The sequence below is a fragment of the Clostridium sp. MSTE9 genome, from assembly GCF_000277625.1.
Lineage (GTDB): Bacteria > Bacillota > Clostridia > Oscillospirales > Acutalibacteraceae > Faecalispora > Faecalispora jeddahensis.
In genome coordinates this window covers 1-25,714 of the sequence record NZ_AKFU01000049.1, presented here as the reverse complement: position 1 = coordinate 25,714, position 25,714 = coordinate 1, and the positions used below count along the sequence as shown (strand labels likewise).

24 protein-coding genes are annotated in these 25,714 nt (G+C 49.7%); 15 read left to right on the top strand and 9 right to left on the bottom strand.

Annotation, left to right across the window (positions count from 1 at the left end; all coding sequences use genetic code 11):
• The 4 genes from HMPREF1141_RS17205 to HMPREF1141_RS14595 all read right to left on the bottom strand — a co-directional run.
• The coding region (locus HMPREF1141_RS17205; protein ID WP_009065818.1) for a transposase at positions 1-275 on the bottom strand (275 nt) is incomplete at its 3' end.
• 52 nt (positions 276-327) lie between these two features.
• Positions 328-1,737, bottom strand: coding sequence for a sodium/glutamate symporter (locus HMPREF1141_RS14605; RefSeq protein WP_009065846.1), 1,410 nt, complete (start codon positions 1,735-1,737; stop codon positions 328-330).
• Between the two features lie 401 nt (positions 1,738-2,138).
• Positions 2,139-3,077, bottom strand: a complete 939-nt coding sequence (locus HMPREF1141_RS14600) for an alpha/beta hydrolase (RefSeq protein WP_009065812.1) — start codon at positions 3,075-3,077, stop codon at positions 2,139-2,141.
• Between the two features lie 484 nt (positions 3,078-3,561).
• Entirely contained in the window at positions 3,562-4,449 is an 888-nt protein-coding gene (locus tag HMPREF1141_RS14595) for a MurR/RpiR family transcriptional regulator (protein WP_009065851.1), read from the bottom strand.
• 273 nt (positions 4,450-4,722) lie between these two features.
• On the opposite strand from HMPREF1141_RS14595, the gene ilvD reads away from it, so the two are divergent.
• The 12 genes from ilvD to rbsD all read left to right on the top strand — a co-directional run bounded on the left by ilvD (position 4,723) and on the right by rbsD (position 16,516).
• On the top strand, positions 4,723-6,426 hold the full coding sequence (gene ilvD, locus HMPREF1141_RS14590) for a dihydroxy-acid dehydratase (RefSeq protein ID WP_035317226.1): 1,704 nt from the start codon (positions 4,723-4,725) through the stop codon (positions 6,424-6,426).
• Positions 6,423-7,307 carry an alpha/beta hydrolase gene (locus HMPREF1141_RS14585; protein ID WP_009065836.1) on the top strand — a complete coding sequence of 295 codons (885 nt, stop codon included), beginning with the start codon at positions 6,423-6,425 and terminating at the stop codon, positions 7,305-7,307. Before ilvD ends, HMPREF1141_RS14585 begins: the two co-directional genes overlap by 4 nt.
• A gap of 581 nt (positions 7,308-7,888) precedes the next feature.
• Entirely contained in the window at positions 7,889-8,641 is a 753-nt protein-coding gene (locus HMPREF1141_RS14580) for an amino acid ABC transporter ATP-binding protein (protein WP_009065807.1), read from the top strand.
• Between the two features lie 60 nt (positions 8,642-8,701).
• Positions 8,702-9,562, top strand: coding sequence for a transporter substrate-binding domain-containing protein (locus HMPREF1141_RS14575; RefSeq protein WP_009065814.1), 861 nt, complete (start codon positions 8,702-8,704; stop codon positions 9,560-9,562).
• 36 nt (positions 9,563-9,598) lie between these two features.
• Positions 9,599-10,303 (top strand): amino acid ABC transporter permease, encoded by a 705-nt coding sequence (locus HMPREF1141_RS14570; RefSeq protein ID WP_009065848.1) that lies wholly within the window; start codon positions 9,599-9,601, stop codon positions 10,301-10,303.
• On the top strand, positions 10,303-10,989 hold the full coding sequence (locus tag HMPREF1141_RS14565; RefSeq protein WP_009065832.1) for an amino acid ABC transporter permease: 687 nt from the start codon (positions 10,303-10,305) through the stop codon (positions 10,987-10,989). Before HMPREF1141_RS14570 ends, HMPREF1141_RS14565 begins: the two co-directional genes overlap by 1 nt.
• Positions 10,990-10,996: 7 nt before the next feature.
• Entirely contained in the window at positions 10,997-12,028 is a 1,032-nt protein-coding gene (locus HMPREF1141_RS14560; protein WP_009065852.1) for a uroporphyrinogen decarboxylase family protein, read from the top strand.
• Between the two features lie 666 nt (positions 12,029-12,694).
• Positions 12,695-13,939, top strand: coding sequence for a mechanosensitive ion channel domain-containing protein (locus tag HMPREF1141_RS14550; protein WP_009065838.1), 1,245 nt, complete (start codon positions 12,695-12,697; stop codon positions 13,937-13,939).
• A 196-nt stretch (positions 13,940-14,135) separates the two neighbouring features.
• On the top strand, positions 14,136-14,441 hold the full coding sequence (locus HMPREF1141_RS14545; RefSeq protein WP_009065847.1) for an MGMT family protein: 306 nt from the start codon (positions 14,136-14,138) through the stop codon (positions 14,439-14,441).
• 135 nt (positions 14,442-14,576) lie between these two features.
• Complete coding sequence (locus HMPREF1141_RS14540; RefSeq protein WP_347475959.1) at positions 14,577-15,026, top strand: pyridoxamine 5'-phosphate oxidase family protein; 450 nt, start codon at positions 14,577-14,579, stop codon at positions 15,024-15,026.
• A gap of 178 nt (positions 15,027-15,204) precedes the next feature.
• The gene (locus HMPREF1141_RS14535) at positions 15,205-16,041 is read left to right on the top strand and encodes a DegV family protein (protein ID WP_009065810.1); all 837 of its coding nucleotides are present in this window, start codon (positions 15,205-15,207) and stop codon (positions 16,039-16,041) included.
• A 31-nt stretch (positions 16,042-16,072) separates the two neighbouring features.
• Positions 16,073-16,516 (top strand): D-ribose pyranase, encoded by a 444-nt coding sequence (gene rbsD / locus HMPREF1141_RS14530; protein WP_009065844.1) that lies wholly within the window; start codon positions 16,073-16,075, stop codon positions 16,514-16,516.
• Positions 16,517-16,626: 110 nt separating this feature from the next.
• Here rbsD and HMPREF1141_RS14525 read toward each other — a convergent pair whose 3' ends face one another.
• From HMPREF1141_RS14525 to pdxS, 3 genes are read right to left on the bottom strand one after another with little or no spacing between them, the layout of a single operon-like run.
• On the bottom strand, positions 16,627-16,980 hold the full coding sequence (locus HMPREF1141_RS14525; protein ID WP_155863662.1) for a hypothetical protein: 354 nt from the start codon (positions 16,978-16,980) through the stop codon (positions 16,627-16,629).
• 56 nt (positions 16,981-17,036) lie between these two features.
• A complete protein-coding gene (gene pdxT, locus HMPREF1141_RS14520) occupies positions 17,037-17,624 on the bottom strand; it encodes a pyridoxal 5'-phosphate synthase glutaminase subunit PdxT (protein ID WP_009065834.1) in 588 nt (195 codons plus the stop codon).
• Positions 17,621-18,493 (bottom strand): pyridoxal 5'-phosphate synthase lyase subunit PdxS, encoded by an 873-nt coding sequence (gene pdxS / locus HMPREF1141_RS14515; protein WP_009065830.1) that lies wholly within the window; start codon positions 18,491-18,493, stop codon positions 17,621-17,623. The genes pdxT and pdxS overlap by 4 nt, the downstream gene beginning before the upstream one ends.
• 176 nt (positions 18,494-18,669) lie before the next feature.
• Between pdxS and HMPREF1141_RS14510 the strand changes: the two genes are divergently transcribed.
• The 3 genes from HMPREF1141_RS14510 (at position 18,670) to HMPREF1141_RS14500 (ending at position 22,155) form a co-directional block, all read left to right on the top strand.
• Positions 18,670-20,088 carry a PLP-dependent aminotransferase family protein gene (locus HMPREF1141_RS14510; protein ID WP_009065824.1) on the top strand — a complete coding sequence of 473 codons (1,419 nt, stop codon included), beginning with the start codon at positions 18,670-18,672 and terminating at the stop codon, positions 20,086-20,088.
• Positions 20,089-20,343: 255 nt separating this feature from the next.
• Positions 20,344-21,153: a helix-turn-helix domain-containing protein gene (locus HMPREF1141_RS14505; RefSeq protein ID WP_035317230.1), complete on the top strand. Its 810-nt coding sequence runs from the start codon at positions 20,344-20,346 to the stop codon at positions 21,151-21,153.
• 36 nt (positions 21,154-21,189) lie between these two features.
• Complete coding sequence (locus HMPREF1141_RS14500; protein WP_009065808.1) at positions 21,190-22,155, top strand: DMT family transporter; 966 nt, start codon at positions 21,190-21,192, stop codon at positions 22,153-22,155.
• Positions 22,156-22,379: 224 nt separating this feature from the next.
• Here HMPREF1141_RS14500 and HMPREF1141_RS14495 read toward each other — a convergent pair whose 3' ends face one another.
• Positions 22,380-24,986, bottom strand: coding sequence for a cation-translocating P-type ATPase (locus tag HMPREF1141_RS14495; RefSeq protein WP_009065826.1), 2,607 nt, complete (start codon positions 24,984-24,986; stop codon positions 22,380-22,382).
• 558 nt (positions 24,987-25,544) lie between these two features.
• Positions 25,545-25,714 (bottom strand): transposase (locus HMPREF1141_RS14490; RefSeq protein WP_009065842.1); only part of this gene is annotated, 170 nt, incomplete at its 5' end.

Below are 25,714 nucleotides of genomic sequence, written 5' to 3'. Positions count from 1 at the left end.
TCAAAAAAGCCGGCAGCCACCCACTCCTGATAATACCGATGAATGCTGCTCGCGCAGCCGTACTTTCTGGGAACAGCCTTCCACTGGCATCCTGTGCGTAATACGTAAAAAATCCCTTCCAGCACTTTCCTTGGCGGTATCGGAGGACGGCCTTGTCCGGGTGCGTGTTTATACTTTTTCTGCGGGTCCCGCTTTTTTACTGGTATCTTATCCTTGATTTCTTCCCAAAACTCATCCGATATTGTCCATGACTGATAAGATTTCTTCTCTTTCATTCTTCTCTCACCAGTCCCTATTTTACACCTTGTTTTAATTTATGGATAGGCTCTAAGTATTTGGCGCTGACGCCTCTTTGGCGGCCAGAATCTTTTCGTATTCACCGCCGCCCATGTATGCTTTATGCCAGCAGCCGACGGCTCTCAAAATGCCGATCGTGACAAACCCGAGGAGCACCAGGCCAAGCCCTACCTGCCAGGTGTAGCCCAACCCCAGTAAGATCGGGTAGAGAGAAATCTGCACCATATCGATCCAGGAGAAGGGGATATTGGCAATTCCGTAATCCTCCAGCGTTCTGCTTTCACCCTGAGGATCAATGACGCGCAGCAGTGTCACACCGGACGCCACGTTGCCTGTGAACATACCCCACTGGAAAATCCCCTTTTCGAACCAGCTGCTCAGGAAAACCTTGGGAGAAACCATCCACAGAGAGAAGCTGCAGAAGATAAAGCCGAAGATCGACAGAATCAGGATGATGCTCCAGTAATCGGCGATGACGGCGCCTCTGATGGAGACAAATCCGAAGAAAACGAGATAATCCGTGCAGGTACCTCCAATGCGGTTAATGGTCTTTTTGTCTACGCTCTCTCCAAGGCCGATCAGCTTCATGATGCCCTGAATGGCAAGACCGCAGAGCATCGCCAGGCACAGGACCGGCACATCGACACCAGAGGCCTGTTTAATGTAGTAGTTGATGATCCAGCCGAAGCCGGTTGCCGCAAATACCAGGCACCAGTGGTAGCCGACGGGGTCAATGGTGCTGGGGCTGACGGTGGCTGTACCAGAGCTGAACTGGTTTTCACCCTTGAGCAGTCCGGAACGAATATCCTCGGGGATTTCGCTCAGCTTTGCGGTATACTTGGTGTTGCCTCTGCGGCAGGCAATATTGACGTAGACCATTCCGGCAATAATGCCCGAAAGCAGACCCGTGGTGGCCAGCGTCATACCGATGCCGGTAGCGTCTTCAAAGCCATAGTTCCCCAAAACGGAACCGATCGCACCGGCAAAGCCGTATCCGCCATACCAGCCGGCGGGCATCAGAATTCCGACCGCTTCGTTGATGTGCGGGAAAAACACCTTGACGAGCAAGAGCCCCAGCAGGATACTGGTGCCGAATTGGAAAAAGGAATTCAGTGCTATGTTCAAAAACTGGTCGCGTACCTTCCATACGCTCTTGCCGAATGACTGGGTTTTTTCTTCGTGGCCCAGCATCAAAGTGGCAAACAGCATGGCGACCAGAACGCCGGGGTAAGAAGTCGCCTGACCCGAAAATCCAATCACCTTAAGAAACCCAGGACCGAGAATCATCGCGACAAAACCTGCTAAAACAGAGGCCGGAATAAATAGCTTTTGAAAAATTTTCACCTTCAGGCGGATGACCTGAGCGATCCAAAGGAAAAGGGAAGCCCAAAAAAAGTCGATTAAAAGTGCCCATGCGCTGAAATCTTTGAAAAATGCCACACAAATTCTCCTCTCTTATATGTATTTTGCGGAACAATATACAAAGGATTTTTGGGCAAAAAACCAGAGCACATCAATGCATTGAGGATATGCCCAATACCTAACGCTGGCGAAAGGCTTTTAAAAAGGGACGATCCTGTTGCCTCTGCAAAGAGCAGGTGACATATGCCTGCTCTGGCAGCCCTTTTTAAAATTGCAAGATATGCTCTGGTTTTACCGTTTCTTTTGTTATTATCCGCAGTTTGCCAAATGCTTTTTGGGATCGAGACCCCTCAAAAGATTCTCCGACTGATCCGACGGTGCTGTGTCAAAAGGAAAATATCCGGATCATGCAACACACGAAACAGAAATCACTTTGCTTTCCGTCTAAACCGACAAAGAAGTGAAACCTAAAACTATGTTCAGATATGGGCTCTGAAGAACTCCGCCATTGCGTCGCACAGGCCGCCCAGCTTCGGATCCTCATCAAACATCCACTCGTTATGTTTGCCGTCCACATAGTACAGCTGCTTCGGCTCGTTCGCCAGACGGTAGGCGTCCTCGGCCTCTTCCTTGTCATGCAGCTCGTTGTACTTTCCATGGCCTACGAATACGGCGCAGTCCGGCGCGAGCTTCGGCAGAATGTCCTGCACGTTGAAGCGAACAAAGCTTTCTGCAATGACGCTGGACATGGAAGTGGGGAAGGACTCGCCGCATTCTACCTCAATGTCACCCTTTACGCCGCCGTTAAGGTTCTTTAACGTTTTCTCCACATAGAAGTCGCCCGATTCATCGATGTTGGGATAAAACTCATAGGGATGACGGAGTACGGGGTCGCCGGTGGTAACGCGCTTGTATTTGTCTTCCTCCAGTGTGCGGAGCATCTTATTGAATTTGTCATTGCCCATGCCCATGCGCATCCAGCGGCGGCCGTCCGTAAAGGAATTCAAGGTAGCCACGGCCTTCACCGTTTTGTCGCGATGCGCTGCCGCGATACAAACTGCACCGCCTACGCCCCAGCCGATCAAAGCAATATGGTCTGCATCCACCTCGGGCTGATGCTTGAAGAAAGTAACGGCGTTGTTGATGTCGTCAATTTCCATTTCCAAGGTGGTGTATTTATCCATACCGCTGATACCGCCGGAGGGCTTGAAGCCACGATAATCAAAACCCATGCAGACAAAGCCGCGGGCGGTCATCTGGCGGGCGAACATGGCGGGATACACCTTATTGACTCCCGTCCAACCGGAATTGGCGACGATACCAGGTCGTTTTTCGCCCTCTTTGTAATCATCGGGAAGATAGATGTTACCCACCATCTTTGTTCCTTCACTGTAAAAAGTAATTTCGCGCTGTTTCATTTTTTCGCTTGCTCCTTTCGTTCATTCCAAATTCGACATTTATCGCGTTTTTCTTTTTGGGATAGCATCAGTATAAGCTTGAAAAAGGAATAAATCAACCAAAAAATAAAGAAAAGAAACAATTCTTCCAAATGCACAAACGGCAAAAGGAATGTTTGTGCTTTTCAACGGAATAAATATTCCTTTTACTTTTTGGGTTTGTAACGTCTGTTTTTTTCATGAATGATGATCGTCTTTTGAAACGAAGAAATGGAAAGAGCAGAGCTTGATCCAATAAAAATCCTTTTTATTTTGTGCGGCGTCTGCCGGAAATAGATAAATGTGCAGGGCATGCCCGCGTATCGAACTTTTAATCGTAGGCGGCCGGCAACGAACAACGGCAGACCGCGTGTTCGGGTTCTGTTTCCCGCTCTCACTAAAAGAAGCCTGTCAACACATGTGTTGACAGGCTTCTTTTAGTGTCTGAAGGATGGAGCGGTTTGAGCTACCAGACCATCATCTTTTTCTCACGAAGAATATCCTCCAGCCGTTCCAGGTTTTCCGTGGATTCGGGCAATGTTCTGTGCCCCAGCTCGGCGCTCAGGGCCTCGATAACGGCAATGGCCGGGAGTAACAGGTAGGATCCGTTCACGGAATTGGTGTCGAGCAGAATATCGCACAGCTTGCTGATGGGGTTCACATTGGTATTGGTGAGCAGAATGATGGGAATCCCCCGCTCGCGGCAAGAGCGCGCAACCTCAATCACGGTACTGCCGCAGGGCCAGTTGGAAACAATAAACAAGACGTCCTCTTTCTGCATGGTCAGCACCTTGTCATACACATAATCCAGCTCGGTGCTCATCTGGCGAACCTTGTCCGGCAAAAACGGGGAAAGGGAATACTCCAGGCAAAGAGAGGCGGCTTTGGATGAGCGCTGCGCCAAAATGTAGATGTGTCTTGCCTCCAGCAGAAAATCAACAGCGCGCTCAAATTGTTCCGCATTTCGAGGGGTAGGAATATTGCGGATGGAATCCGCTGCCTCTTCGCAAAGTAGGGTCAGGTTATCCCGGGTATGCTCCACATCTGTTTTGCCGAATGCCTGTTTCATACTGCGGTAAGAGGAATTTTCCCGCAATATCACTACGCTCAGCAAATCTTTTTTAAAGGCGTTGAAGGTATCGTATTTCAGTGATTTAACCAGGCGCATCACTGTCGTAGTACCCACATTGGCGCGTTCCGCCAGCTCCGCCACTGTTGTCAAGCCCACAGACTCATAATGCTGCAGCAGATAATTGCAAAGATGGCGCTGCTTTTTGGGAAGGACATCCTTGATACTGCTGATGGTATCGAGAATATTGGGTGCCTCTGCTGAAAAACCGGATTGCTCAGGCATATACACACCGCCCTTTTTGTGATTGCCGTTATTGTATCACAAAACCAGTCAAAAAAGAATATAAGAGCTCAAATGAAACGTTTCTTATGGATTGTGACCGTAAATGGGATATCCATGTTGTTGTGAACGATATATTTATTCCTTTTTTAATAAAACGGTTGACTTATTCCTTTTAGCTTTATATAATACAACCAGCAGCAAGGTGCCCAGAATATCGAAGTGCACAAATGATATTCTGGAGAATACGTCAATTTTGAAAAGGAGGCTTTCAACATGGAGGAACCCATGCGGAAACGCAGCGATGAGCTTACCGTTGGAATAGAGCGATCCGCCCACCGGGCATTGCTTTACAGCACCGGTATGACCCGTAGCGACTTTGATAAGCCCTTGGTCGCTGTAGTCAATTCCTGGAATGAGATTGTACCGGGCCATATCCATCTGAGAGAGATCGCAGAGCAGGTCAAACTCGGCGTCACCGAGGCCGGGGGAGTACCAAAGGAATTTCACACAATCGCCGTATGCGACGGTATGTGTCAGGGACATTTGGGAATGCAATACCCCCTGCCCAGTCGGGATGTGATTGCAGATTCGATTGAAATTATGGTACAGTCGCACCGCTTTGACGCAATGGTACTGATTCCGGGCTGCGATAAAATTGTCCCCGGGATGATCATGGCGGCTCTGCGCGTCAACATCCCCGCCATTGTCCTGACAGCAGGCCCCAGCCTGACCGGTAAATACGGGGAGATCGATGTGATCACCACAACGGATATCCGTGAGTTTGCCGGGAGGGCGCAAAAGGGTGAAATCACCATGGAGGAGCTGCAGCGGATGGAAGAAGCAGCTATCCCCAGCGCCGGTACCTGCGCCATGATGGGAACCGCCAACACCATGAGCTGTCTGGCGGAGGTGCTGGGGCTTACACTGCCGGGCTGCGCCACGGCTCTGGCGGTGGGGTCCAAGAAAAAGCGTATGGCCCGCCTGACGGGAAACCGCATCATCAGGCTGCTGGAAGCAGGCATTACCCCCAGAGATATTGTCACCCGATCGGCCCTGGAAAACGCGATCGCTGCCAGCATGGCTCTGGGCGGTTCCACCAACAGTGTGCTGCACCTGATGGCCATTGCCCACGAAGCGGGTGTGAAGCTGCAGCTCGAGGATTTCGACCGCATCAGCCGGCAGGTTCCCTACATATGCAACATCAAGCCCTCCGGCAGATATGCACTAGCCGATCTGGACGAGGCGGGCGGTATTCCGGCGGTACTGAAAACCATCGAACCTCATTTACAGAAAGATCATCTGACCGTTACCGGCCGTACCTTGATAGAAAACAACGCGGATATTGTTCCGCCTGAAAACGACGTCATCTTCCCCTTGGAAAGACCCAAACGCGCCGAGGGCGGAATCGCTATCCTCCGGGGGAATCTTGCGCCGGACGGCGCCGTGGTCAAGCAGGCGGGAGTCAAGCCCAGCATGTATGTGTTTCAGGGCCGCGCCAGAGTATTTCACTCGATGGAGGACGCGAGTGAGGCAGTCTCAAACGACAAGATCGCTGAGGGCGATGTCATTGTCATCCGTTACGAAGGACCCCGGGGAGGCCCCGGCATGCGGGAAATGCACATGACGACCTCTCTGCTGGTGGGCAGGGGGATGGACGAAAAATGTGCCCTGATTACCGACGGCCGGTTCTCCGGTTCTACCCGAGGCCCCTGTATCGGTCATATCTCTCCGGAAGCAGCGGCGGGAGGGCCGATTGCCATTGTGGAGGACGGCGACGGAATCCTGATCGATATCCCCAATCGCAGATTGGAGCTGCTGGTGGACGACGAAACGATCCGAAGGCGGCTATCCAGCGTACAGCTTTTGAAGAAACCGCGAAGCGGTGTGCTGGCAAAGTATGCAGAGCTGGTAACATCCGCCGACAAGGGGGCTGTTCTTGTCACGAAAGAGTCACAATCTGAGGAGGAAAAGAAATGATTACACAAAACCATGTGTTCTACAGCAATGGCTATCCGCTGAAAGCGATTTTGTATCTTCCCGACGATTATCAAGAGGGCGAGAAGCGCCCCTGCATCGTCCCGAATTCCGGATATATGGGTCTGAATGCGATCTATCCCGCCCTGTTTGCCAGAGCGATGACGGCGCGGGGCTATGCTGCGTTCGGCTTTGACTACCGCGGTTTTCTGGATAACGGCGGGCCTGCCGGCGTGTGTAAGCTGGAAGAGCAGGTGGAGGATATCCGCAACGCTTTGGTTTACGCGCAGACACTGCCGGAGGTCGATACCGGGCGAATCGGCCTGCTTGGATGGGGAATGGCGGCCGCTTTGGTGATTGCCGCGGCGTCCAAGGAATCCTGTGTCAGGGCGGTCGCGGGCCTGAATGGCTTTTATTGCGGCGAACGCTGGCTGAGATCGGTCTATTCCTATGTGGACTTCAACAAGCTGCGGCAAGAGGTGGCGCAGGAGCGGATTCGCTTTGTGAAAGAGGGAACACGGCGCTTTGACAATCCGTTCCGCTACTATCCGCTGGACCCGGATACCGACGGCATTGTGAAAGATAACCTGTATACGGTAAAAGGTTATGGGCAGGAAATCTCGCTGGAGCTGGGGCAGTCTCTTCTGGAGTTCAATGCGGAGGACTATCTGGACACCCTGAATGTCCCGGTACTGGTGGGTCACGGTAAGGATAACCAGCTGCATCCGCTGGAAGAGTCGCTGCAATTTTACAATCGGATCAGTGGAAAAAAGGAGCTGCTGGTTCTGGACGGCAAGCACAATGACTTTATGTTCGACCAACACCCGGTGTTTGAAAAGCTCGGCGACGCCCTGGCCAATTTCTTTTGTGAAGCAATGTCCTGAAAATAGAAGCGAAAAAGTAGATGCTTTGTAAGGGAATCGCTTTCTTTTAATCGAAGAAAATCGTCCATTTTTATGGACGCCTGGCAGTGGTGAGGTTGGTTTTCCATAGTATACCATTGTCACAGAACATTACAGTAACCGCAGAATTTGGGTAAAGTTCTGGGGATTACCCTGTCAAACATGGCACTAAAATCATCGATTCAGCCTTGCCAATCATAAGAGGCTAGCTGATGACAAATCAGTTGCTTTATTGAAACGAAGCACGCCCTGAGCCAATTGGCTCAGGGCGTGCTTGCTTCTATTCAGTTTGCTTTTCTGAAATTGTCCCTATGCCGCCATGGGCTGGGATTCTGTTCCTTTTTGATATAGGTGCAGCCTATTAATGTGACCAAAATATTATTAAACATACATGTATTTTAACAAAACATGAATAAAAAAGTTTTTTTTCATTAAAAAAGTGTTGACTTATTGCGGTGTGCAACGTATTCTTTATTAAACAAAGCATCTTAACCATATAAGATTAGTATGTTTTAATGCGGTGCTAAAGTAAAAAATCTGGAGTTGTGGAAGGAGGAGCAGCCATGATTGTCATAGAAAATATCCGCAAATCCTTTGCTGCCAAAGAGATTTTAAAAGGCATTAACCTGACGGTGGAGCAGGGCGATGTAGCGGTGATCATTGGGCCAAGCGGAACGGGAAAGACCACGCTGCTGCGCTGTATGAACGGTCTGGAAAAGGCCGATGAAGGAAATATTACGATCGATCAAGTCGAGTATGATTATAAAAAATCCTCGAAGAAACAGCTTCTGGCGCTGCGCAGAAAAACAGCCATGGTGTTTCAGCACTACAATCTGTTTAAAAACAAAACAGCTTTGGAAAACATCACGGAGGGTTTGATCACCGTGCAGAAGGTTCCCAAAGCGGATGCGATTTTAACGGCGAAGCAGCAGCTGAAAAGCGTTGGGCTGGAGGGAAAGGAAGATTCGTATCCCAACCAGCTTTCCGGCGGCCAGCAGCAGCGGGTCGGGATCGCCAGAGCCCTCGCCTTGAATCCCTCCGTCATCCTTTTCGATGAACCAACGTCTTCGCTCGACCCCGAGCTGGTGGGAGAAGTCCTTTCGGTGATGAAGCAGGTGGCAAGCAGGGGGATCACGATGGTGGTCGTCACTCACGAGATGAGCTTTGCCCAGACCATCGCCAACAAAGTGATCTTCATGGACGGCGGAAATATCGTGGAGCAGGGGCCTCCCCGGGAAGTTTTCCTTTCGCCTAAGGAAGCGGCAACAAAACGGTTCTTAGATTGTATCTATCAGCCTTTTGTTTATCAAATATAATGATCCGTTCTTTCAGGAACAAAAAACATGTGGTTTCCACACAAATCAGGAGGAGATTTTATGAAAACGAAACTATTTAGTTCTGTATTAGCGGCTGCGCTGTTTGCAGGGGTTCTGTCAGGCTGCGCATCCAATCAAAACACAGGCGCCAACGCGTCTGCTGCCCAAAGCGGCGCGGAGTCTTCCGCGGCACAGGTGAAAACCGTAAATGTAGCGCTGGAATCCGGATCCAAGCCTCTGAGCTTTGAAAATGATATGGGTGAGAAGGTCGGCTATGAGGTCGATGTGCTCAAAGCAGTCGACGAGCTGATCACCGACTATGATTTCAATATCGAACTGGTCGAGAGCGACGCTACCCAGATCGGTCTGGAGACCGGCAAATACGCGCTGATCGGCGGCGGCCTGTATAAGACCCCCGAAAGAGAGCAGAAATACCTGATCCCCAACGCGATCAACGGAGTCAGCCTGATCAACATTTATGTCAATGAAGACGACGATTCCATCAAGAGCCTTGATGATCTGGTAGGCAAAAAGCTGGTTCCTTCCACTCCCAACGGCGGCATTTTCAACCTGCTGAACGCTTATAACCAAGAGCACCCCGACAAGCAGATCACGATTACCACCGGCGACGGCATTTCTGTTGCAGACCGTTTCAAGTCTGTCAGCGACAAGGAATATGACGCTCTGGTGCTGCCCAACAATCTGGGCTTTGCAGAGATCAAGGAAGAGCTGGGCCTGAAGGTCAAGGCCGTTACCCCTCCCGTAAAGATCAACGGTACTTATTTCGCCCTGGCCAAGGATCAGACCGATCTGTCCGCAAAGGTGGAGCAGGCGCTGAAAACCCTGCGTGAAAACGGCACTCTGTCGAAGCTGTCCGAAACCTGGTATGGAGAAGATACCATCCAATACTTTACCGAATAACAAAGTTCAAACCGGAAAGGAGTGACACCTGCAGCCATGGGAATTGATTTTTCTTATGTTCTGAAAATTATTGACCGAATCAGCGGAGCGATCCCTTATACCCTGTTTATTATTGTGATTTCGGGCAGCTTTGGGATTTTGCTGGCGGCGGGTATCGCTGCGATTCGTATCAAAAAATGGAAGGTGCTTTCTCCGCTGGCCAATATTTATGTATCCTTCTTTCGCAGCACGCCCCCTCTGATCCACATTTTTCTGGTCTATTACGGGCTGCCGCTGATCCTGCGGGAATTCGGCATCAATGCCGACGACTGGAGCAAGACCCTTTACGTCTCTCTGGCCCTCATCCTGTTCAACGGCGCCTACATGTCGGAATATCTGCGTCCGGCCTATCTGGCGGTGGAGCGGGGGCAGCACGATGCAGCAGACAGTATCGGAATGACCGGCTTTACTAAGCTCCGCAGGATTATTCTGCCCCAGATGCTGCCCATTGCGTGGCCCAATCTGGAGAACGCTTTCGTAGAGCTGGTCAAGGATACCTCTGTGCTGTTCGTGATTGGACTGACAGATATCATGGGAATGGCAAAGAAGATTATTTCCAACGATTACGGCGTGAAAAAGCTGGAGGTGTATCTGGCTGCGGCCGTCATTTACTGGTGCATCACGTTTGCGGTAAGCAAGCTCTGCCAGTTGTTCGAAAAGAAGATCACCATTGGCAATCAAACGGAAAAGCGGGTGGGGTAATGCTGAGCGGAACAGTCATTCTGGAAGATATGCGGTTTATCCTCACTGTGGTTCCCTTTACCTTGGGGACAGCGCTGATCGTTTTGATTTTCGGCATCCTGCTGGGCTTTGTGGTGGCGGCAGTTCGAATCCGCCAGATTCCGGTGGCGAAACAGATCGCCCGGGTCTTTATCGATTATACCAGGGGAATCCCGCTGGTCATTCATTTATATCTGGCGTATTTTATTTTGCCTATGGCGATAGACAGTATCTGCCGTATGCTCGGAATAGGGCAGGACGTCAAGGTTTCGCCTCTGGCCGTGCTGGTTGTGGCCTATGCCCTGTATATTTCGGTGGGGCAGTCGGAGAATATCCGCGGCGCGTTTTACTCCATCGACCCCGGACAATGGGACGCTGCCTATGCCAGCGGCATGACTGGGTTACAGGCGCTGTTTCGGATCATTGTGCCGCAGGGAGTCACTGTGGTGGTACCGGTATTTTTTAATACTTTTTTGGGCGTTATCAAGGGACTTTCCCTTGCTTTTACCATTGGTGTGGCAGATATTCTGTCCCAAGCGAAGCTGGCCTCAGCTCAAAACGCGCATTACCTGGAGGCTTATATCGCGGCGGCGCTGATCTATTGGGCGCTGTGCGGTTTGCTGGATGTGGTATTCAGCCGAATTGAGCTGGCATTTAAGAAATGGTAGGTGTATTATGGATAAGTTTGAGCGAATTCAGGCAGCGCTGAAAGGGCAGGAGGTGGATAAGATTCCGCTGAATGTCTGGATGCATTTTTCCGCTGTGGATCAGGACCCCCGGAGTCTGGCGGAAACCCAGGTCGCCTTTGCGCAGAAATATGACTTTGATTTCATTAAGCTGATGCCCTTCGGGCTGTACGGCGTTCAGGATTACGGCGTAAAGGTGAAAATCTTTAACCGTGTGAACCTTCCGCCGATTGTGGATGACTACGGCATTCACCAAATCAGCGACTGGGAAGGGATCGAGCCGCTGCCGGCCATTTATGGCTCTTACGGCAAGCAGCTTCAGGCGGCCCGGCACACGATCCTTCTGGCGAAAAAACAATTCCCGGTAATCCAGACGATTTTCAGCCCCCTGACTACGGCCAGAAAGCTGGCCGGGGACCGGATTCTGCTGGATATGAAAGAGAATCCGCGTTTGTTCAAGCAGGCGCTGCAGGCTCTGACGGAAACTACCATTAACTTTGTGAAAGCCAACATTGAAGCGGGTGTAGATGGCTTTTTCTTCGCCACCCAATGCGCCAATTTTGATTTTCTGACCGAGGAGCAATACCGCGAATTCGGGGAATTCTACGACCGTCAGGTGATCGCCGCATATCAGGATGAAACCTTTTTCAATGTGGCGCACCTGCATGGCGACAACGGGATGTTCCAGCTGATCGCGGATTATCCCGTCAACTGCATCAACTGGCACGACCGGTGGAGCAGTCCGACTCTGGCGGAGGCACGGAAGATAACAGATAAGTGCCTGCTGGGCGGAATCCGCGAAACCCCCTATTATGATGAAAACGGAGAAAAAATCCGGGAAAGCATTCTGGTCTCCGGTTCTGTGGCCGATGTGGAGCAGCATGTGCAGGAGGCGATCGCCGCCGCCGGGGACAAGGGCCTGATCATCGGGCCGGGCTGCGTTGCAAACCAGGATCTGCCGGAAAAAAATCTGTATGCGCTCTGCCGGGCGGTCTACCGGGTAGCCGCACTGGCAGGATAATTTCAAAAAAATGTTCCGCGTGAATCAACGCGGAACATTTTTTTGTTGATGTGGAAATTACCGGCTATGCCGGTGGAGGTTCCCCGTAAGCTTTCGCTTCCAGCATCGAGCGAAGCGCGCCTAGCCAAAACAGGGTGGTAAGGGCGTAAAAGTGCAGCAATCGAAGGGAGTGGCCTGTTTGCGGGCGGTGGGGCAAGTAATGCAAAAGGAAAGTAGTGTCATGCGTCTTAAGATGTTAGTCAGAAGAAGGCCCTTATAGGGCCTGATTAAGCTGCCGGTTTAGCTAGTGGTTATGACTTGCGCGGCCTTTTCGAATGCAGTCCGGAAATCCCGGCAAATCAATGCGGTTTGTATTTGATTTACCGGGATTTTTTATGGTATACTGAAAAGCAATCGATCAGAAATGATCCGTCTTATCAACAGGCGGATGAAAAGAGCAAAAGAGAGCACGGCGTAATGGTACCGGCCTGTTTTTCGCCATTCTGACAGTTTTAAGGATGCAATTCTGTTTTTCGAATAAATATCGCAATACGGAATGGACTTTCCCCGTGAAAGATTCCTGCTTTCGTAAGCATTGCGGGGATCGATTGAGTTTGTCTGCACATTACCGGCAGAATGAATGGGAATGATGAATCATATCGATTTGATATAAGGAGCGCAGATATCATGTTGAAATGGCTGAACGATACGATAATGAGTTATGGCGCCGGCGAGACAACCGCACAAATCGCCTCCGTTATTGTCTTGGTGCTGATCATTTTTTGCAGTGCTTTGGTTTCGTATTTCATCGCGAAGAATATTGTTCTGCGAGTTCTGCGGGCGGTTATTTCCAAATCGAAAATGAAGTGGGGCGACATTCTGTTCGCCCACAGAGTGTTTGAACAGCTGACACTGGTTGTTCCTGCGCTTGTTGTCTATGTGATGGCGCCCTTCTTTCAGGATGGACAAGAGTGGCTTCAACGCGGGGCGTCGTGTCTGATTGTGATCGGGGTTGTAAATACCGCAAATCAGTTGTTAAACTCGTTCGACGACATTTACCAAAAAAGAGAGACCGCGCAAACCCGGCCGTTGAAGGGCTACTTTCAAGTGCTCAAAATTCTCGCTTATATGGTAGGGCTGATTATCATCATCAGCGTGCTGATGAACCGTTCGCCTCTTTTATTGCTTGGCGGCATCGGTGCTGCAAGTGCGGTTCTTCTGTTGGTGTTTCAAAATACGATTCTTGGCTTTGTGTCCAGTATTCAGCTGACAGAGAACGATATGGTGCGCCTGGGGGATTGGATTGAAAAGCCGGGGCAGGCGGACGGGCAGATTATCGAGATTTCACTGCATACGGTGAAGGTGAAGAATTGGGATAATACCGTCACAACGCTCCCTACTTATTCAATGGTCAACGAGCCGTTCAAAAACTGGCGCTACATGCAGGAATCTGGCGGCAGAAGACTGAAACGGGCCGTCAATATTGATATTACCAGTGTGCGCTTTTGCGACGATGAAATGCTGCAGCGTTATCGGCAAATCCCGTATGTCCGGGACTATATAGAATGGAAAGCCAGCGCGCCGCCCCCGCACGACGAATCCGATATCGCGGATTTGCCCGGCGTGCTCCGTGCAGACAGTCTGACCAATTTGGGAATATTCCGGGCATACCTGCAAGCCTATCTGAAGAATCATCCCGATCTGCGCCAGGACATGGCCATCATGGTTCGGCAGCTGGCCCCCACAGAGAATGGAGTGCCGATCGAGCTTTACGCTTTCACCGGCACAACCGTATGGGACAAATATGAATCCATACAGGCGGATATTTTTGACCATGTTTTTGCAATCGTTTCAGCATTTGATCTGAGGATAAAGCAGAATCCAGGGGGGAATGACCTCAAAGCGCTTGTCCAGTCAAAACCGGAACAATGAGATCGGCGACGCCTGTACGCCGGGGGTGTTGCGCCTGGCCTACACGAACTGGCGATGAAGAAGGGGAGACAGGTATTGAATGCACCGGCTTTGGCGGCGGCCGCTACACACCGGTGTGTCATAGGATAAAATTCTTGTATTCTGCGGATGCGTTCGATATAATCAAAAGTAATATCATTACAGAAGGAAAGACACCATGGAGCAAGGGACTTTCACAGATCAGGTATATCAGGTTGTCGCAAGAATTCCCTATGGGCGGGTAGCTACCTACGGGCAAATCGCTTTTTTCATTGGGGCGCCGCGCAGCGCAAGGCAGGTTGGGAATGCTTTGAGCCATACCCCTTCCTTTTTGTCTTTGCCCTGCCACCGGGTGGTAAACCGTTTGGGCCGTACGGCGCCGGGGTGGACGGAGCAGCGCCGCCTGCTGGAAGGCGAAGGCGTTTCTTTTCGGGAAAACGGCACGGTAGACCTTGCGCGCAGCCTTTGGAGGCCGGAGGAATGATCATCATGCCGCTTTCACAAGCTGATGATTTCTTTCCCCGCCGTAGGCAGCAAAAAATCAATGTACTTGTATCAGACGATTTCAATGGAAAAGAAAACTCATAAAAGAACAGGATGTGAAAAGATGTTTCCGGAGATGAGAAGAAAAGATCGTATCCTTTCCCCTGAAAACACAGAGCTGCTGCTTCAAAAGGGCGAATACGGTGTGCTGTCCACCATGGGGGAGGAATACCCTTACGGCGTTCCGGTCAGCTACGTGTATGAAAACGGGGCGGTTTATATTCACTGTGCCATCGTCGGCAGCAAGCTGGAGAATATCATCAGAAATCCAAAGGTTTCTTTCTGTGTTGTTGGTGCAACACAGGTTCTGCCGGGGGATTTTACCACAAATTATGAAAGTGTGGTGCTGTTCGGGAAGGCGGAAGAGGTCTTCGCGGAGGAAAAACAGCGGGCGATGGAGCTGCTGGTGCAGAAATATTCCCCCGAATTCATGCAAAAAGGGCTCGATTACATCAAAAATGCCGACAGCAGGGTAAAGGTCATCAAAATTACGGCGGATCATCTGACAGGGAAGAGCAGAAAATAATCGGACTGACCCGCGGTCAGAAAGCGATCGGGCCCATGCTTCTTCTATTTAGTTTTAAAAATCTTTTGATTTGATTTTGAAAATTACATATTGAAGTTGCTGTAAAAAAGTGGTAAACTGATTCATATTGAAAAAGATCATACCCAATGCCGTGGGTAATGAAAGGTAGGAAAGCCCAGTGGAGTATCAAATCATCGTAGACAGCTGTGTCGATTTTAATGAAGAGGTGTTTGGCGATCCCAATGAGATCAAGCGGATTCCGTTCCAGCTCTTGATAGACGACGAGGCGTTAACGGATGAAGGATTGGATTCCGACGAACTGATCCGGAAAATGAAAGCCAGCAAGCGTAAAATCACCACGGCCTGTCCGTCTCTGCATGATTATCTGGAGGCTTATAAGTCCTGTGCAGTTAATTATGTGGTTACGATTTCTTCCCGGCTGAGCGGTTCCTTTCAAAGCGCCATGGCTGCAAAGCAGATGCTGGAGGAATCCGGCAGCACCAGCAAGGTATATGTGATCGACAGCAAATCCGCTTCTGCAGGGCAGACCCTTGTGGTGCTGCAGCTCAAACGAATGCTGGAGCAGCGGATGGAGAACAGCCAGATTCTTCTCAGGCTCAGCCACTACATTACCCACTTGCAGACGCTGTTTGTACCGGTATCTTTGAATAACCTGGAAAAGAACGGCCGAATCAAAGGGATTCAGGTGATTGTAAGCAAGGTGCTTCATATCATCCCGATTCTCGGTTCCAACGGAGACGGCGTTCTGGAGCTTAAGGAGAAGGCCCGCGGGGAAAAGCAGGCGATGGAGAAGCTCCTGAATATCATTCGGCGTGATGCGGTCAATATGACGGAATCGGTTCTCGCGATCACCCACGTGGACGCCAGAGCAAAAGCGGAAGAGCTGTGCGAGAAAATCAAAAGCCTGTTTTCGTTCCGAGAGGTCATCATTTTTCAGGCCAGCGGCCTGAGTACGGTGTATGCCGACGACGGTGGGATAGTGCTTTCGTTTTGATTTTATGATAAAATGAAAAGAGAACAGTGATATGAAGAAAAACGGGATTCTGAATGCACAGCTTTCTCAGGCGATTGCCGAGGCCAGGCATGGCGATACGATCATTATTCTTGATGCGGGAATGGCAGTGCCGTCTGACTGCAATTACATCGATCTCGGCTTGGTACGCGGCATACCGTCTTTTCTGGAAGTGCTGCGTGCTGTTCTGAATGATCTTGTGGCGGAGCAGTATGAAGTATTTGATTTGATGCCACAGTATAACCCCGATATGTACAAAACGATACAGGAGATGCTGCCTAATATTCCGGGAGGGACCGCCAGTGAGCAGAAGATCAAGGAACTGATGCCGACGGCCAAAGCTGTTATCCGCACCGGTGAGTTTGGAAGCTGCTGTAATCTGGTTCTTTATTCGGCATCCGGAATCAGTCGCTATGTAGAAAAGTTTCATGTTGAATTTCCAAGGGTAGCGGACTGATTTATGCGTGAAATCGCGGTATCCTACATTGATAATAAGACATTCAAAAAGAACTCCGCTTTGAAAAGCGGAGTTCTTTTTATGCTGTCAGTTCGATTGGAATGATGCGTTTAATCGAGGGATTGTTCCGGCTTTTTCTGGTTTGCCGGATCGGTTTCTTTCCATTTTGCAAATCTCAGAATCACCCGGCAGATCAGCTCAACGACGTACATGAGAAGCACGAAGAGGAAAAGAGTTACCGAGAGTGTATTCCCGAAGAACAAAATCGAGACAGACTCTGCCGCGAAATAAGAAAGGAATACCCCCGCGAGATGGATTGCGAGATATAAAATCCGCCAGGGCAGAGTCAGGCAGATACTGTGGCCGCACAGGTCGCAGGGAACGCTGCGGAAAAACACGCCGGGCATTCGGAAGCTGTACCCTACATCATAACGATGGCTGCAAGAATTATTTTCATGATTCAATCAGGATCACTACCCATTTCTGAATAAAATGGAACTGCCGGATACATAAGGCCCGTTTATGCGGATGGACGAATGGCCTGCTGCTTCGCCTTGCGGAGAAAATACTCGAGAACCCGCGTATCGTCCGTCAGTTCAGGATGAAAGGTCGTTACCAGAATTGTATCATTTTCTGCTGCGATTATTTTTCTGTCATAGAAAGAAAGTGGAGTAACGCCTTTGCCCACGGATTCGATCAGAGGCGCGCGGATAAAGGTCATCGGGATTTTCCCAATGCCGCGGAATTCCTCCTCTGTGTAAAAGCTCCCAAGCTGCCGGCCGTAGGCGTTTCTTCTCACGGTCAGATCAATTCCCTTAAAATACGAATTCGGTTCGTTTACGATCGTGTCGGCCAGAAGAATCAGCCCGGCGCACGTGCCCCATACGGGCATCCCCTTCTGAATCCGTTCTTGAATGGGGTCAAACAGCTCTGTCTGATGCAGCAGCTTTCCCACGACCGTGCTTTCCCCGCCGGGGAGGATCAGCGCGTCCAGCGAATCATCAAAATCTGCTTTTTTCCGGATTTCCACGCAGGGGATACCGAGCTTGTTCAGTGCGGCAATATGCTCCGCGAAGCCGCCCTGCAATGCCAAAACTCCGATTTTCATATGCCGCGCTCCGCCATGAGCAGCTCGATTTCCTGCTCGTTGATTCCCACCATCGCTTCTCCCAGGTCTTCCGAAAGCTCTGCAAGAAGTACGGAGTCATTGTAATTTGTAACCGCCTGCACGATGGCACGGGCTCTTTTGGCCGGATTGCCGGACTTGAAAATACCGGAGCCCACAAACACGCCCTCGGCGCCAAGCTGCATCATCAGCGCCGCGTCTGCGGGCGTTGCAATGCCGCCGGCCGCAAAGTTGACAACAGGCAGACGGCCGGTTTCAAAGACGCTGCGCACCAGCTCGTAGGGTACCTGCAGCTCTTTTGCGGTGTGGAACAGCTCATCCTCCCGGGTGTTCTGAATCTCGCGAATCTGCCGGTTGATCAAGCGCATGTGGCGTACGGCCTGCACAACGTCCCCGGTGCCGGGCTCGCCCTTTGTGCGGATCATAGAGGCCCCTTCGGCGATTCTGCGCAGCGCTTCTCCCAGATTCTTGGCGCCGCACACAAACGGAACGTCGAACTTGGTTTTGTCAATATGGTAAAGGTCATCCGCAGGGGACAGCACTTCGCTTTCATCGATGTAGTCGATCTCGATCGCCTGCAAAATCTGCGCTTCCGCAAAATGCCCGATTCTTACCTTGGCCATAACCGGAATGCTGACGGCCTGCTGGATGCCCCTGATCATCTTAGGATCGCTCATTCTGGAAACACCGCCCGCTGCGCGGATATCCGCCGGAATTCGTTCCAGCGCCATGACGGCGCAGGCTCCGGCTTCCTCTGCAATTTTCGCCTGCTCCGGTGTGGTTACGTCCATAATAACGCCGCCCTTGAGCATTTGGGCCAGGTTTTTGTTCAGTTCATATCTGTTGTTCATTGAATCAGCCTCCCGTTTCGATTCCAGTAATGCCGCTTTCCAAAGCAAACCGCCGACGGAAAGCGCACCGATAATACTTGCATGTTTTTAAGGTTTGTTTTATTATAGAAGAGAATTGATCATATAAAAAGTGCCAGATATGGAAATTTTGATGGTATCAGATGGGAGCGAGCGGTTTGAATGAAATTTCTCTGCGGCTGGAAAAACGGGCGGATGTTCCGCTGTTTCAGCAGCTGTATGATTTTTTTAAGCATGAGATCACCGGTGGAAATTATCTGAAAGATGAAAAGATGCCGTCGAAACGGCAGCTTTCCGCTTACCTGCATTGCAGCCAGAATACCGTTCAGGCGGCCTATAATCAGCTGGTGGCCGAAGGATACCTTGTCGCGCGGGAGAAAAGCGGATATTATGTCGCGGATTTGGGTGGAATTCTGCGTATGAATCAGGAACCGAAAAAAGAGATTGCCCCACTGCGTGAGAATGTCAGCTTCCGGTATGATTTTTCCCATCAGGGAGTTGATCACGACAGCTTTCCGTTTTCGATCTGGCGCAGGCTCACCAAAGAGGTGATCAACGAGTACGACCGCGATCTGTTAACGGCGGGCGACCCCAAGGGCGATCCCGGCCTGCGCGAGAGCATTGCCCACTATCTGCATTATTCACGCGGCGTGAACTGCTGTTCGGATCAAATCGTCATCAGCTCGGGAACAGAATTTCTGCTCCAGCTGCTGATTCAACTGTTCGATGCGGATTCTGCTTACGCCATTGAAAACCCGGGCTATGAAAAGCTCAATATGATCTTTAAAAGCAGCCGCGCGCTCTGCCGCCCGATCCCTCTGGATGAAAGCGGAATGCGGCCGGATGCGCTGCGCGAGATCCGGGCGAATGTGGCCTGCATTACGCCGTCACATCAGTTCCCGACCGGCACCATTATGCCGGTCAGCCGCCGGATTCAGCTGTTGAACTGGGCAAATGAAAAGCCGGGCCGCTACCTGATCGAGGACGATTACGACAGTGAGTTCCGCTATTCCGGCAAGCCGATCCCGTCTTTGCAGGGGATGGACGAAACCGGCCGGGTGATTTATATGGGCGCCTTCTCCAAATCACTTTCGCCTGCGCTGCGGGTCAGTTACATGGTGCTGCCGCGCCATCTGCTGGATGCATACCAGAAAAAGCTCAGTTTTTATATCTGTCCGGTACCGAAAATGGACCAGAAAACCCTGTGCCGCTTTATTGACGAGGGGCATTTTGAGCGCCACCTGAACCGAATGCGCAATCTGTACCGGCAAAAAAGGGAAACGATCGTTTCCGCGGTACGCCGCCTGCTGCCGGAAGCCGAAATCAGGGGGGATTCCGCCGGGCTGCATTTTCTTCTGCGTGTCAACAACGGCTGGGATGAGCAAAAGCTGATTCAGGCGGCTTTTCAGCAGGGAGTGAAGGTGTACGGGGTATCGCAATACTATTTTGCCCCACCGCAAAACGGGTACGAGAGCATGCTCCTGTTGGGGTTCGCCTGCCTGAAAATCGAAGAAATTCCGGCTGCGGTGGCATTATTAAAACAGGCGTGGCAGGGTACAGAGCAGATTGTAAAGTAATTGCAGCAGCGAAATACACCTGAAAAATCTTCGCAGACGAAGTGCACAGGAAGGAAGATCACCTTATAACTTGATGCAGGTCATAAGGGCAATATCATACAAGAATTCCGCGGCGTTTTGTACTACACTGTTGATTACCGGTTCGCTTAAAAGACCTTGTTTGGAATAGTAATTTCTTCCCCACCAAAGCCCGGGGAGGAAATGAGCTGCCGGTTTTCAGTGGAAGGATGCGATCACATTCTGGGTGGTGATTTTTTGAAAAAAGAAATCAGGACGGTAAAATTTGATCCGGATTTAAAGATAGAGGCTTACTGCTTTCAGGGGATTATGCAGAAATTCCCCAACCATTTTCATGAGTATTATGTGCTTGGATTAATCGAAAGCGGCCAGCGATATCTGTCCTGTAAAAACAGGGAGTATACCATAGAGCCGGGCGATTTGCTGTTGTTTAATCCGCGGGACAATCATACCTGCGCGCAAATAGATGGAAAAGCTCTGGACTATCGTTGCCTGAATATTCAGACGGAAACGATGGGCAGGGCCGTATTAGAGATCACAGGGAAAGAGGAGCAGCCATATTTTACCTCGCAGGTGATTTTTCAAAGTGAGCTGGTTTCTTTGCTCAAAGAGCTTCATTTGATGATCATGCAGGAAGAACAGGATTTCAGAAAGGAAGAAATCTTCTTTTTCCTTTTAGAACAGCTTCTTACAGAGTATACAGAGCAGGACGTACCCTTCCCCAAAATCGAGCAAAGTGCAGAAACAAAAGCCATTTGTGAGTTTCTGGAGAAGAACTATATGAATAACATTACGCTGAATGATTTGAGCGATTTGACGGGCTTGAGTAAATATTATCTGCTGCGTTCCTTTACCAAGCAGAAAGGGATTACCCCGTACAGCTATTTGGAAACCATTCGTATTCATAAGGCAAAACAGCTTTTGGAGCAGGGCTTGCCGCTCATTGAGGTCGCCTTGCAAACTGGATTTGCAGACCAGAGCCACTTTTCTAATTTCTTTAAAAAGTATATTGGTCTTACACCGAAGCAGTATCGCAGTATTTTTTAGCTTTCGTATCGAAATGTTGTACGGAAAGGATTTTTCATGGATCAGGAAAAAAATATCAACGGACATATTCTGGCCGTTATCACCATTTTCATATGGGGAATGACCTTCATATCAACCAAGATTTTGCTCAACGTAATTACGCCGGTCGAAATCCTCTTTTTGAGGTTTACCATAGCAACGATCCTTCTTTTTGCTGTTTTTCCGCATCGACTGAGAGTCAGAGAGCGCAGGCAGGAGCTGTACTTTGCGGCTGCGGGGTTGTGTGGCGTTACATTATATTATCTTTTGGAGAATATTGCCCTTACTTATACGCTTGCCTCCAATGTGGGAGTAGTCATTTCCATCTCTCCCTTCTTCACAGCTATTTTTTCGCATTTATTTTTGCGCGGCGAAAGATGTAAATTGCAGTTTTTCATCGGTTTTCTCATTGCGCTGGTCGGAATTGTTTTGATCAGCTTGAATGGCAACTCTGTTTTACAGTTGAACCCATTGGGGGATCTGCTGGCTGTTTTAGCCGCCATTGTGTGGTCTGCGTATTCTGTCCTAACCAAACAAATCAGCAAATTTGGCTATCCCATGATTCCAACAACGCGCAGAATCTTTTTGTATGGGCTGGTATTTATGCTGCCCGCACTCTTTCTGTTTGGTTTTCAGCCTGAAATAAATCGGCTCCTTGAACCGGTCTATTTGTGTAACATTCTCTTTTTAAGTGTTGGCGCATCGGCTATGTGCTTTGTAACATGGAACTCGGCTGTGAAAAAATTGGGTGCGGTCAAAACAAGTGTTTATATTTATATGGTTCCGGTTATTACCGTTGTTGCCTCTATGATTGTACTGAAGGAAAAAATAACAGGGATTGCCGGGCTGGGAATTGTACTTACCTTGATTGGGCTGTTCCTTTCGGAAAACAAGTTTTCCCCTAAAAATAAATCGACGGGCAAAGAAGAATCGATCGATTTGATCCCGCTCGAAACGAAAAAAGAGCAACGCATTGCTAAATGATGGGGAATAAGTCCCGGTATCAGGTGCGGCGGCAGGCACAGAATATCAAATCCCAAAACATGGTGCTCCATTCTTCTTGTGCGGGAATGGAATAGGCAACAAGCTGCAAAGCGTGAGTCCAGTTTTCTATAAATAAAATGAGTGATCAAAAACAGGGCAAGGGATACCCGTCATGGGTATCCCTTGCTTTTGGTAAAGCCGAACGGAGCGGAAAAAATCTGCCGTTATTTTCTTCGGATAAAAAATGTCTTATAAATTTGAATCAAAATCAAAGGCATAAGCGATAGTCCGAAGATGATTCCGTATTGATTTCCAGTCAACGGCGCAATTTCAAAAAGAACCATGAGCGGCTGGAACGTCAAAACAGCAAGCAGCATCAGGGAACCGATGGCCACGGCAATCCAGATGAATTTGTTTGTCAGAATTCCCAGCCGAAACAGAGATTCTTTTCCCCTGGAGTTGAACCCGTGGAGAAGCCTTGAAAGACATAGGGTGGCAAACGCCATGGTGCGCGCTGTTTCCGCGCCGCCGGCAGAGAGGCCAACGTAGTATGCAAGCATGGTTCCGATCGCTATGAGGAGTCCCTCAAGCACGACTTCAACCGCAAAGCTTTTGTCCAGTATCGGCGTGTTTCGGTCTCTCGGCGTTTCCTTCATGATGGTTTCATTATGCGGTTCAAGCCCGATGGCGATAGCGGGAAGACTGTCTGTGACCAAGTTAATAAAAAGCAGGTGTACCGGCGCAAATGGATTCGGCAGCGCGCACAGCGAAGCATAAAGCACCGAAAGAATACCCGCCGTGTTTCCAGATAACAGAAATTTGATGGAATTCTTGATATTTCCGTAGATGCTTCTTCCGTTGGAAATCGCTCTGACGATGGTGGAGAAATTATCGTCCGTCAGCACCATCGCGGCTGCGTCTTTTGCAACCTCGGTGCCTGTAATTCCCATCGCAATTCCGATATCCGCCTGCTTTAAAGCCGGTGCGTCGTTCACTCCGTCGCCGGTCATCGCAACGACTTTTCCCTTCTCCTGCCATGCTCTCACGATCCGGATTTTATGCTCAGGCGATACTCTCGCGTAAACGGAGATGTCTTCCACTCTCTTTTTCAGCACTTCGTCCGTCATGCTTTCCAGTTCAAATCCTTCGATCGCTTCCGATTCGTCGTTTAATATTCCAATCTGTTTCGCGATGGCCGAGGCCGTTATCTTGTGGTCCCCGGTGATCATTACGGGCTTGATTCCCGCACTGATGCAGTCTGCCACGGCCTGTGCGGATTCTGCTCTTGGCGGGTCCATCATTGCGATGAGCCCAACAAATGTCAAGTCTTTTTCATCTTCCATCCAGAGTTCCCGCTCTTCCGGAAGCTCCTTGTAGGCAAAGGCAAGCACCCTCAGGCCGTTTCCCGAAAAATCCCTGTTGATTTTCTCGATCTCCTGCTTATGTTCCGCTGTAAGCTCCTGTATCCCGTCAGAGGTTTCCAGCCTTGCCGACCTTGAAAGCAGTACATCCAAAGCCCCTTTTGTGATCATGAGGGTTTTGCCTTCCAGTGTGTTTACGGTGCTCATCAGTTTCCGCTCAGAATCAAAGGGCAGCTCGGCGAATCTGGGGTATGCTTTTCGGATCAGCAATTCATCCAGATGATAGAGTTCGCCTAAATTCACAAGAGCGATTTCAGTCGGGTCACCAATTTCTTTTTTCTCAACCGTCACCGCGTCATTGCACAGCAGGGCCATCAATACCAGCTTCTTTTCCAGGTCCTGATCGGGGTCCAGCTTATCATGCTCCACCACCTTATCATCCACGAACACCTTTTGCACGGTCATTTTGTTCTGTGTCAGGGTTCCGGTTTTATCCGAGCAGATCACCGAGATGCTCCCAAGGCTTTCCACTGCCTGCAGCTTTCGGATGATCGCGTTGGCCTTTGCCATCTTCTGCGTTCCGAGCGCAAGCACGATCGTCACGATGGAACTCAGTGCCTCCGGGATCGCCGCAACCGCAAGGGAAACCGCAAACATAAAGGAATCTATGAACTCGCGGCCTCTGAATAGATCCAGCAAAAACACAAAAGCTGATACGACAAGGATCAGGAAAGCGAGCTTTTTCCCGAAATGATCCAGGCTTTCCTGAAGCGGCGTTTTCTTTTCTTTGGCGCTTTCCAGCAAATGAGCGATCTTTCCTATTTCGGTTTTCATTCCGATGTTGGTAACAAGTACAACAGCGCGGCCATAGGTAACAAAGCTGCCGGAAAAGACCATATTCTTTCTGTCGCCAATGGCAACATCCGCTTTGTCTATCACTTCCGTTGTTTTAACGACGCTTTCCGATTCGCCGGTAAGGGAGCTTTCATTGACCTGCAGGTTGTAAGATTCCAGAATTCTGCCGTCCGCACTCACGTAATCACCCGCATCAAGGTAGCAGATATCTCCCACCAGAAGCTCTCGGGATGGAATCTCCATCTTTTTTTCGCTTCTTAACACTTTGGCGGTAGGGGAGGAAAGAGCCTTCAGACTTTTTAAGGACTGCTCCGCCTTAATATGCTGCACGGTACCCAGTATCGCGTTGATGATTACTACCACCAGGATGACCAGTGTGCTTTCCAGTTTCCCCAGGAAAGCGGATATTGTCGCGGCCGCCAGTAATATGAGAACGAGAAAATCCTTAAATTGTTCAAAAAAAACCAGCACAGCGCTCTTGGAGACTGCTTCTTCCAGTTCATTATAGCCGAATTTTTCTCTTTGAATTTTTATTTTTACATCATGCAGGCCTCTGTCATCCACTTTTAGCAGATCCATGATCTGCTGCGGGCTTTTTCTATGAAAATCGTTCATTCATCATTCTCCTCGTATCATCATTTTCGGTAACCGAGAAGGCACCGAATCCAATCTCGTTGTTTACAGGCTGTATGGAAGGAATGGAATCGTACAGCGAGAGCGTACAGGAGGTGTTCTTTTCCGGGGAAGTGGTGAGAACATCACAATATTTCTGAATCGAACGCTGTTATATCACATCGTATCTCTGCCTTCTTTCCTCAAAAATAGAAATAAAAAAGACCCTACTGTTAGACACAAATCTAACAATAGAGTCTCACTAAACGAAACGCTGTCAAAGCCGGGATTTCTCCGAAATGACGACTTTGAGCCCCGTAAAATACGGGAAGCTACTCCCTCTAAATTATGATATTAGAAATATCATATCATTCCAATTGGGAAATTGTCAATAGTCGTTTTATGCTAATTCATTTCCTGCTGCTGGTCAGCAGACGATATTACCCAAAAACAAAGATGCCATGCAGTCAACACTGCACGGCATCTTTGTCATACGAAAAGCGGATGGAGTTCATAAAACAAAATCCGAACCCGTGATAGGATTTAGAGCCTATCCATAAATTAGATATGGACTCGAATCAATTTACGCCAGACAATAATTGCACAGGCAAAATGCAGAAGACCAAGGTAGTTTGCAGCTTTCTTTTCAAAACGAACCAGCAATTTGCGGAAACGGTTGAAGAACGAATGCGTAACCTCTACTACCCAGCGCCGGGCTTTAAAATCGGGAT

Bases quoted from the DNA above. Each gene is read 5' to 3' on its own strand.
- HMPREF1141_RS14600 (WP_009065812.1), bottom strand. From the start codon at position 3,077: ATGAAACAGCGCGAAATTACTTTTTACAGTGAAGGAACAAAGATGGTG.
- HMPREF1141_RS14595 (WP_009065851.1), bottom strand. From the start codon at position 4,449: ATGCCTGAGCAATCCGGTTTTTCAGCAGAGGCACCCAATATTCTCGAT.
- ilvD (WP_035317226.1), top strand. From the start codon at position 4,723: ATGGAGGAACCCATGCGGAAACGCAGCGATGAGCTTACCGTTGGAATA.
- HMPREF1141_RS14585 (WP_009065836.1), top strand. From the start codon at position 6,423: ATGATTACACAAAACCATGTGTTCTACAGCAATGGCTATCCGCTGAAA.
- HMPREF1141_RS14580 (WP_009065807.1), top strand. From the start codon at position 7,889: ATGATTGTCATAGAAAATATCCGCAAATCCTTTGCTGCCAAAGAGATT.
- HMPREF1141_RS14575 (WP_009065814.1), top strand. From the start codon at position 8,702: ATGAAAACGAAACTATTTAGTTCTGTATTAGCGGCTGCGCTGTTTGCA.
- HMPREF1141_RS14570 (WP_009065848.1), top strand. From the start codon at position 9,599: ATGGGAATTGATTTTTCTTATGTTCTGAAAATTATTGACCGAATCAGC.
- HMPREF1141_RS14565 (WP_009065832.1), top strand. From the start codon at position 10,303: ATGCTGAGCGGAACAGTCATTCTGGAAGATATGCGGTTTATCCTCACT.
- HMPREF1141_RS14560 (WP_009065852.1), top strand. From the start codon at position 10,997: ATGGATAAGTTTGAGCGAATTCAGGCAGCGCTGAAAGGGCAGGAGGTG.
- HMPREF1141_RS14550 (WP_009065838.1), top strand. From the start codon at position 12,695: ATGTTGAAATGGCTGAACGATACGATAATGAGTTATGGCGCCGGCGAG.
- HMPREF1141_RS14545 (WP_009065847.1), top strand. From the start codon at position 14,136: ATGGAGCAAGGGACTTTCACAGATCAGGTATATCAGGTTGTCGCAAGA.
- HMPREF1141_RS14540 (WP_347475959.1), top strand. From the start codon at position 14,577: ATGAGAAGAAAAGATCGTATCCTTTCCCCTGAAAACACAGAGCTGCTG.
- rbsD (WP_009065844.1), top strand. From the start codon at position 16,073: ATGAAGAAAAACGGGATTCTGAATGCACAGCTTTCTCAGGCGATTGCC.
- pdxT (WP_009065834.1), bottom strand. From the start codon at position 17,624: ATGAAAATCGGAGTTTTGGCATTGCAGGGCGGCTTCGCGGAGCATATT.
- pdxS (WP_009065830.1), bottom strand. From the start codon at position 18,493: ATGAACAACAGATATGAACTGAACAAAAACCTGGCCCAAATGCTCAAG.
- HMPREF1141_RS14500 (WP_009065808.1), top strand. From the start codon at position 21,190: ATGGATCAGGAAAAAAATATCAACGGACATATTCTGGCCGTTATCACC.
- HMPREF1141_RS14495 (WP_009065826.1), bottom strand. From the start codon at position 24,986: ATGAACGATTTTCATAGAAAAAGCCCGCAGCAGATCATGGATCTGCTA.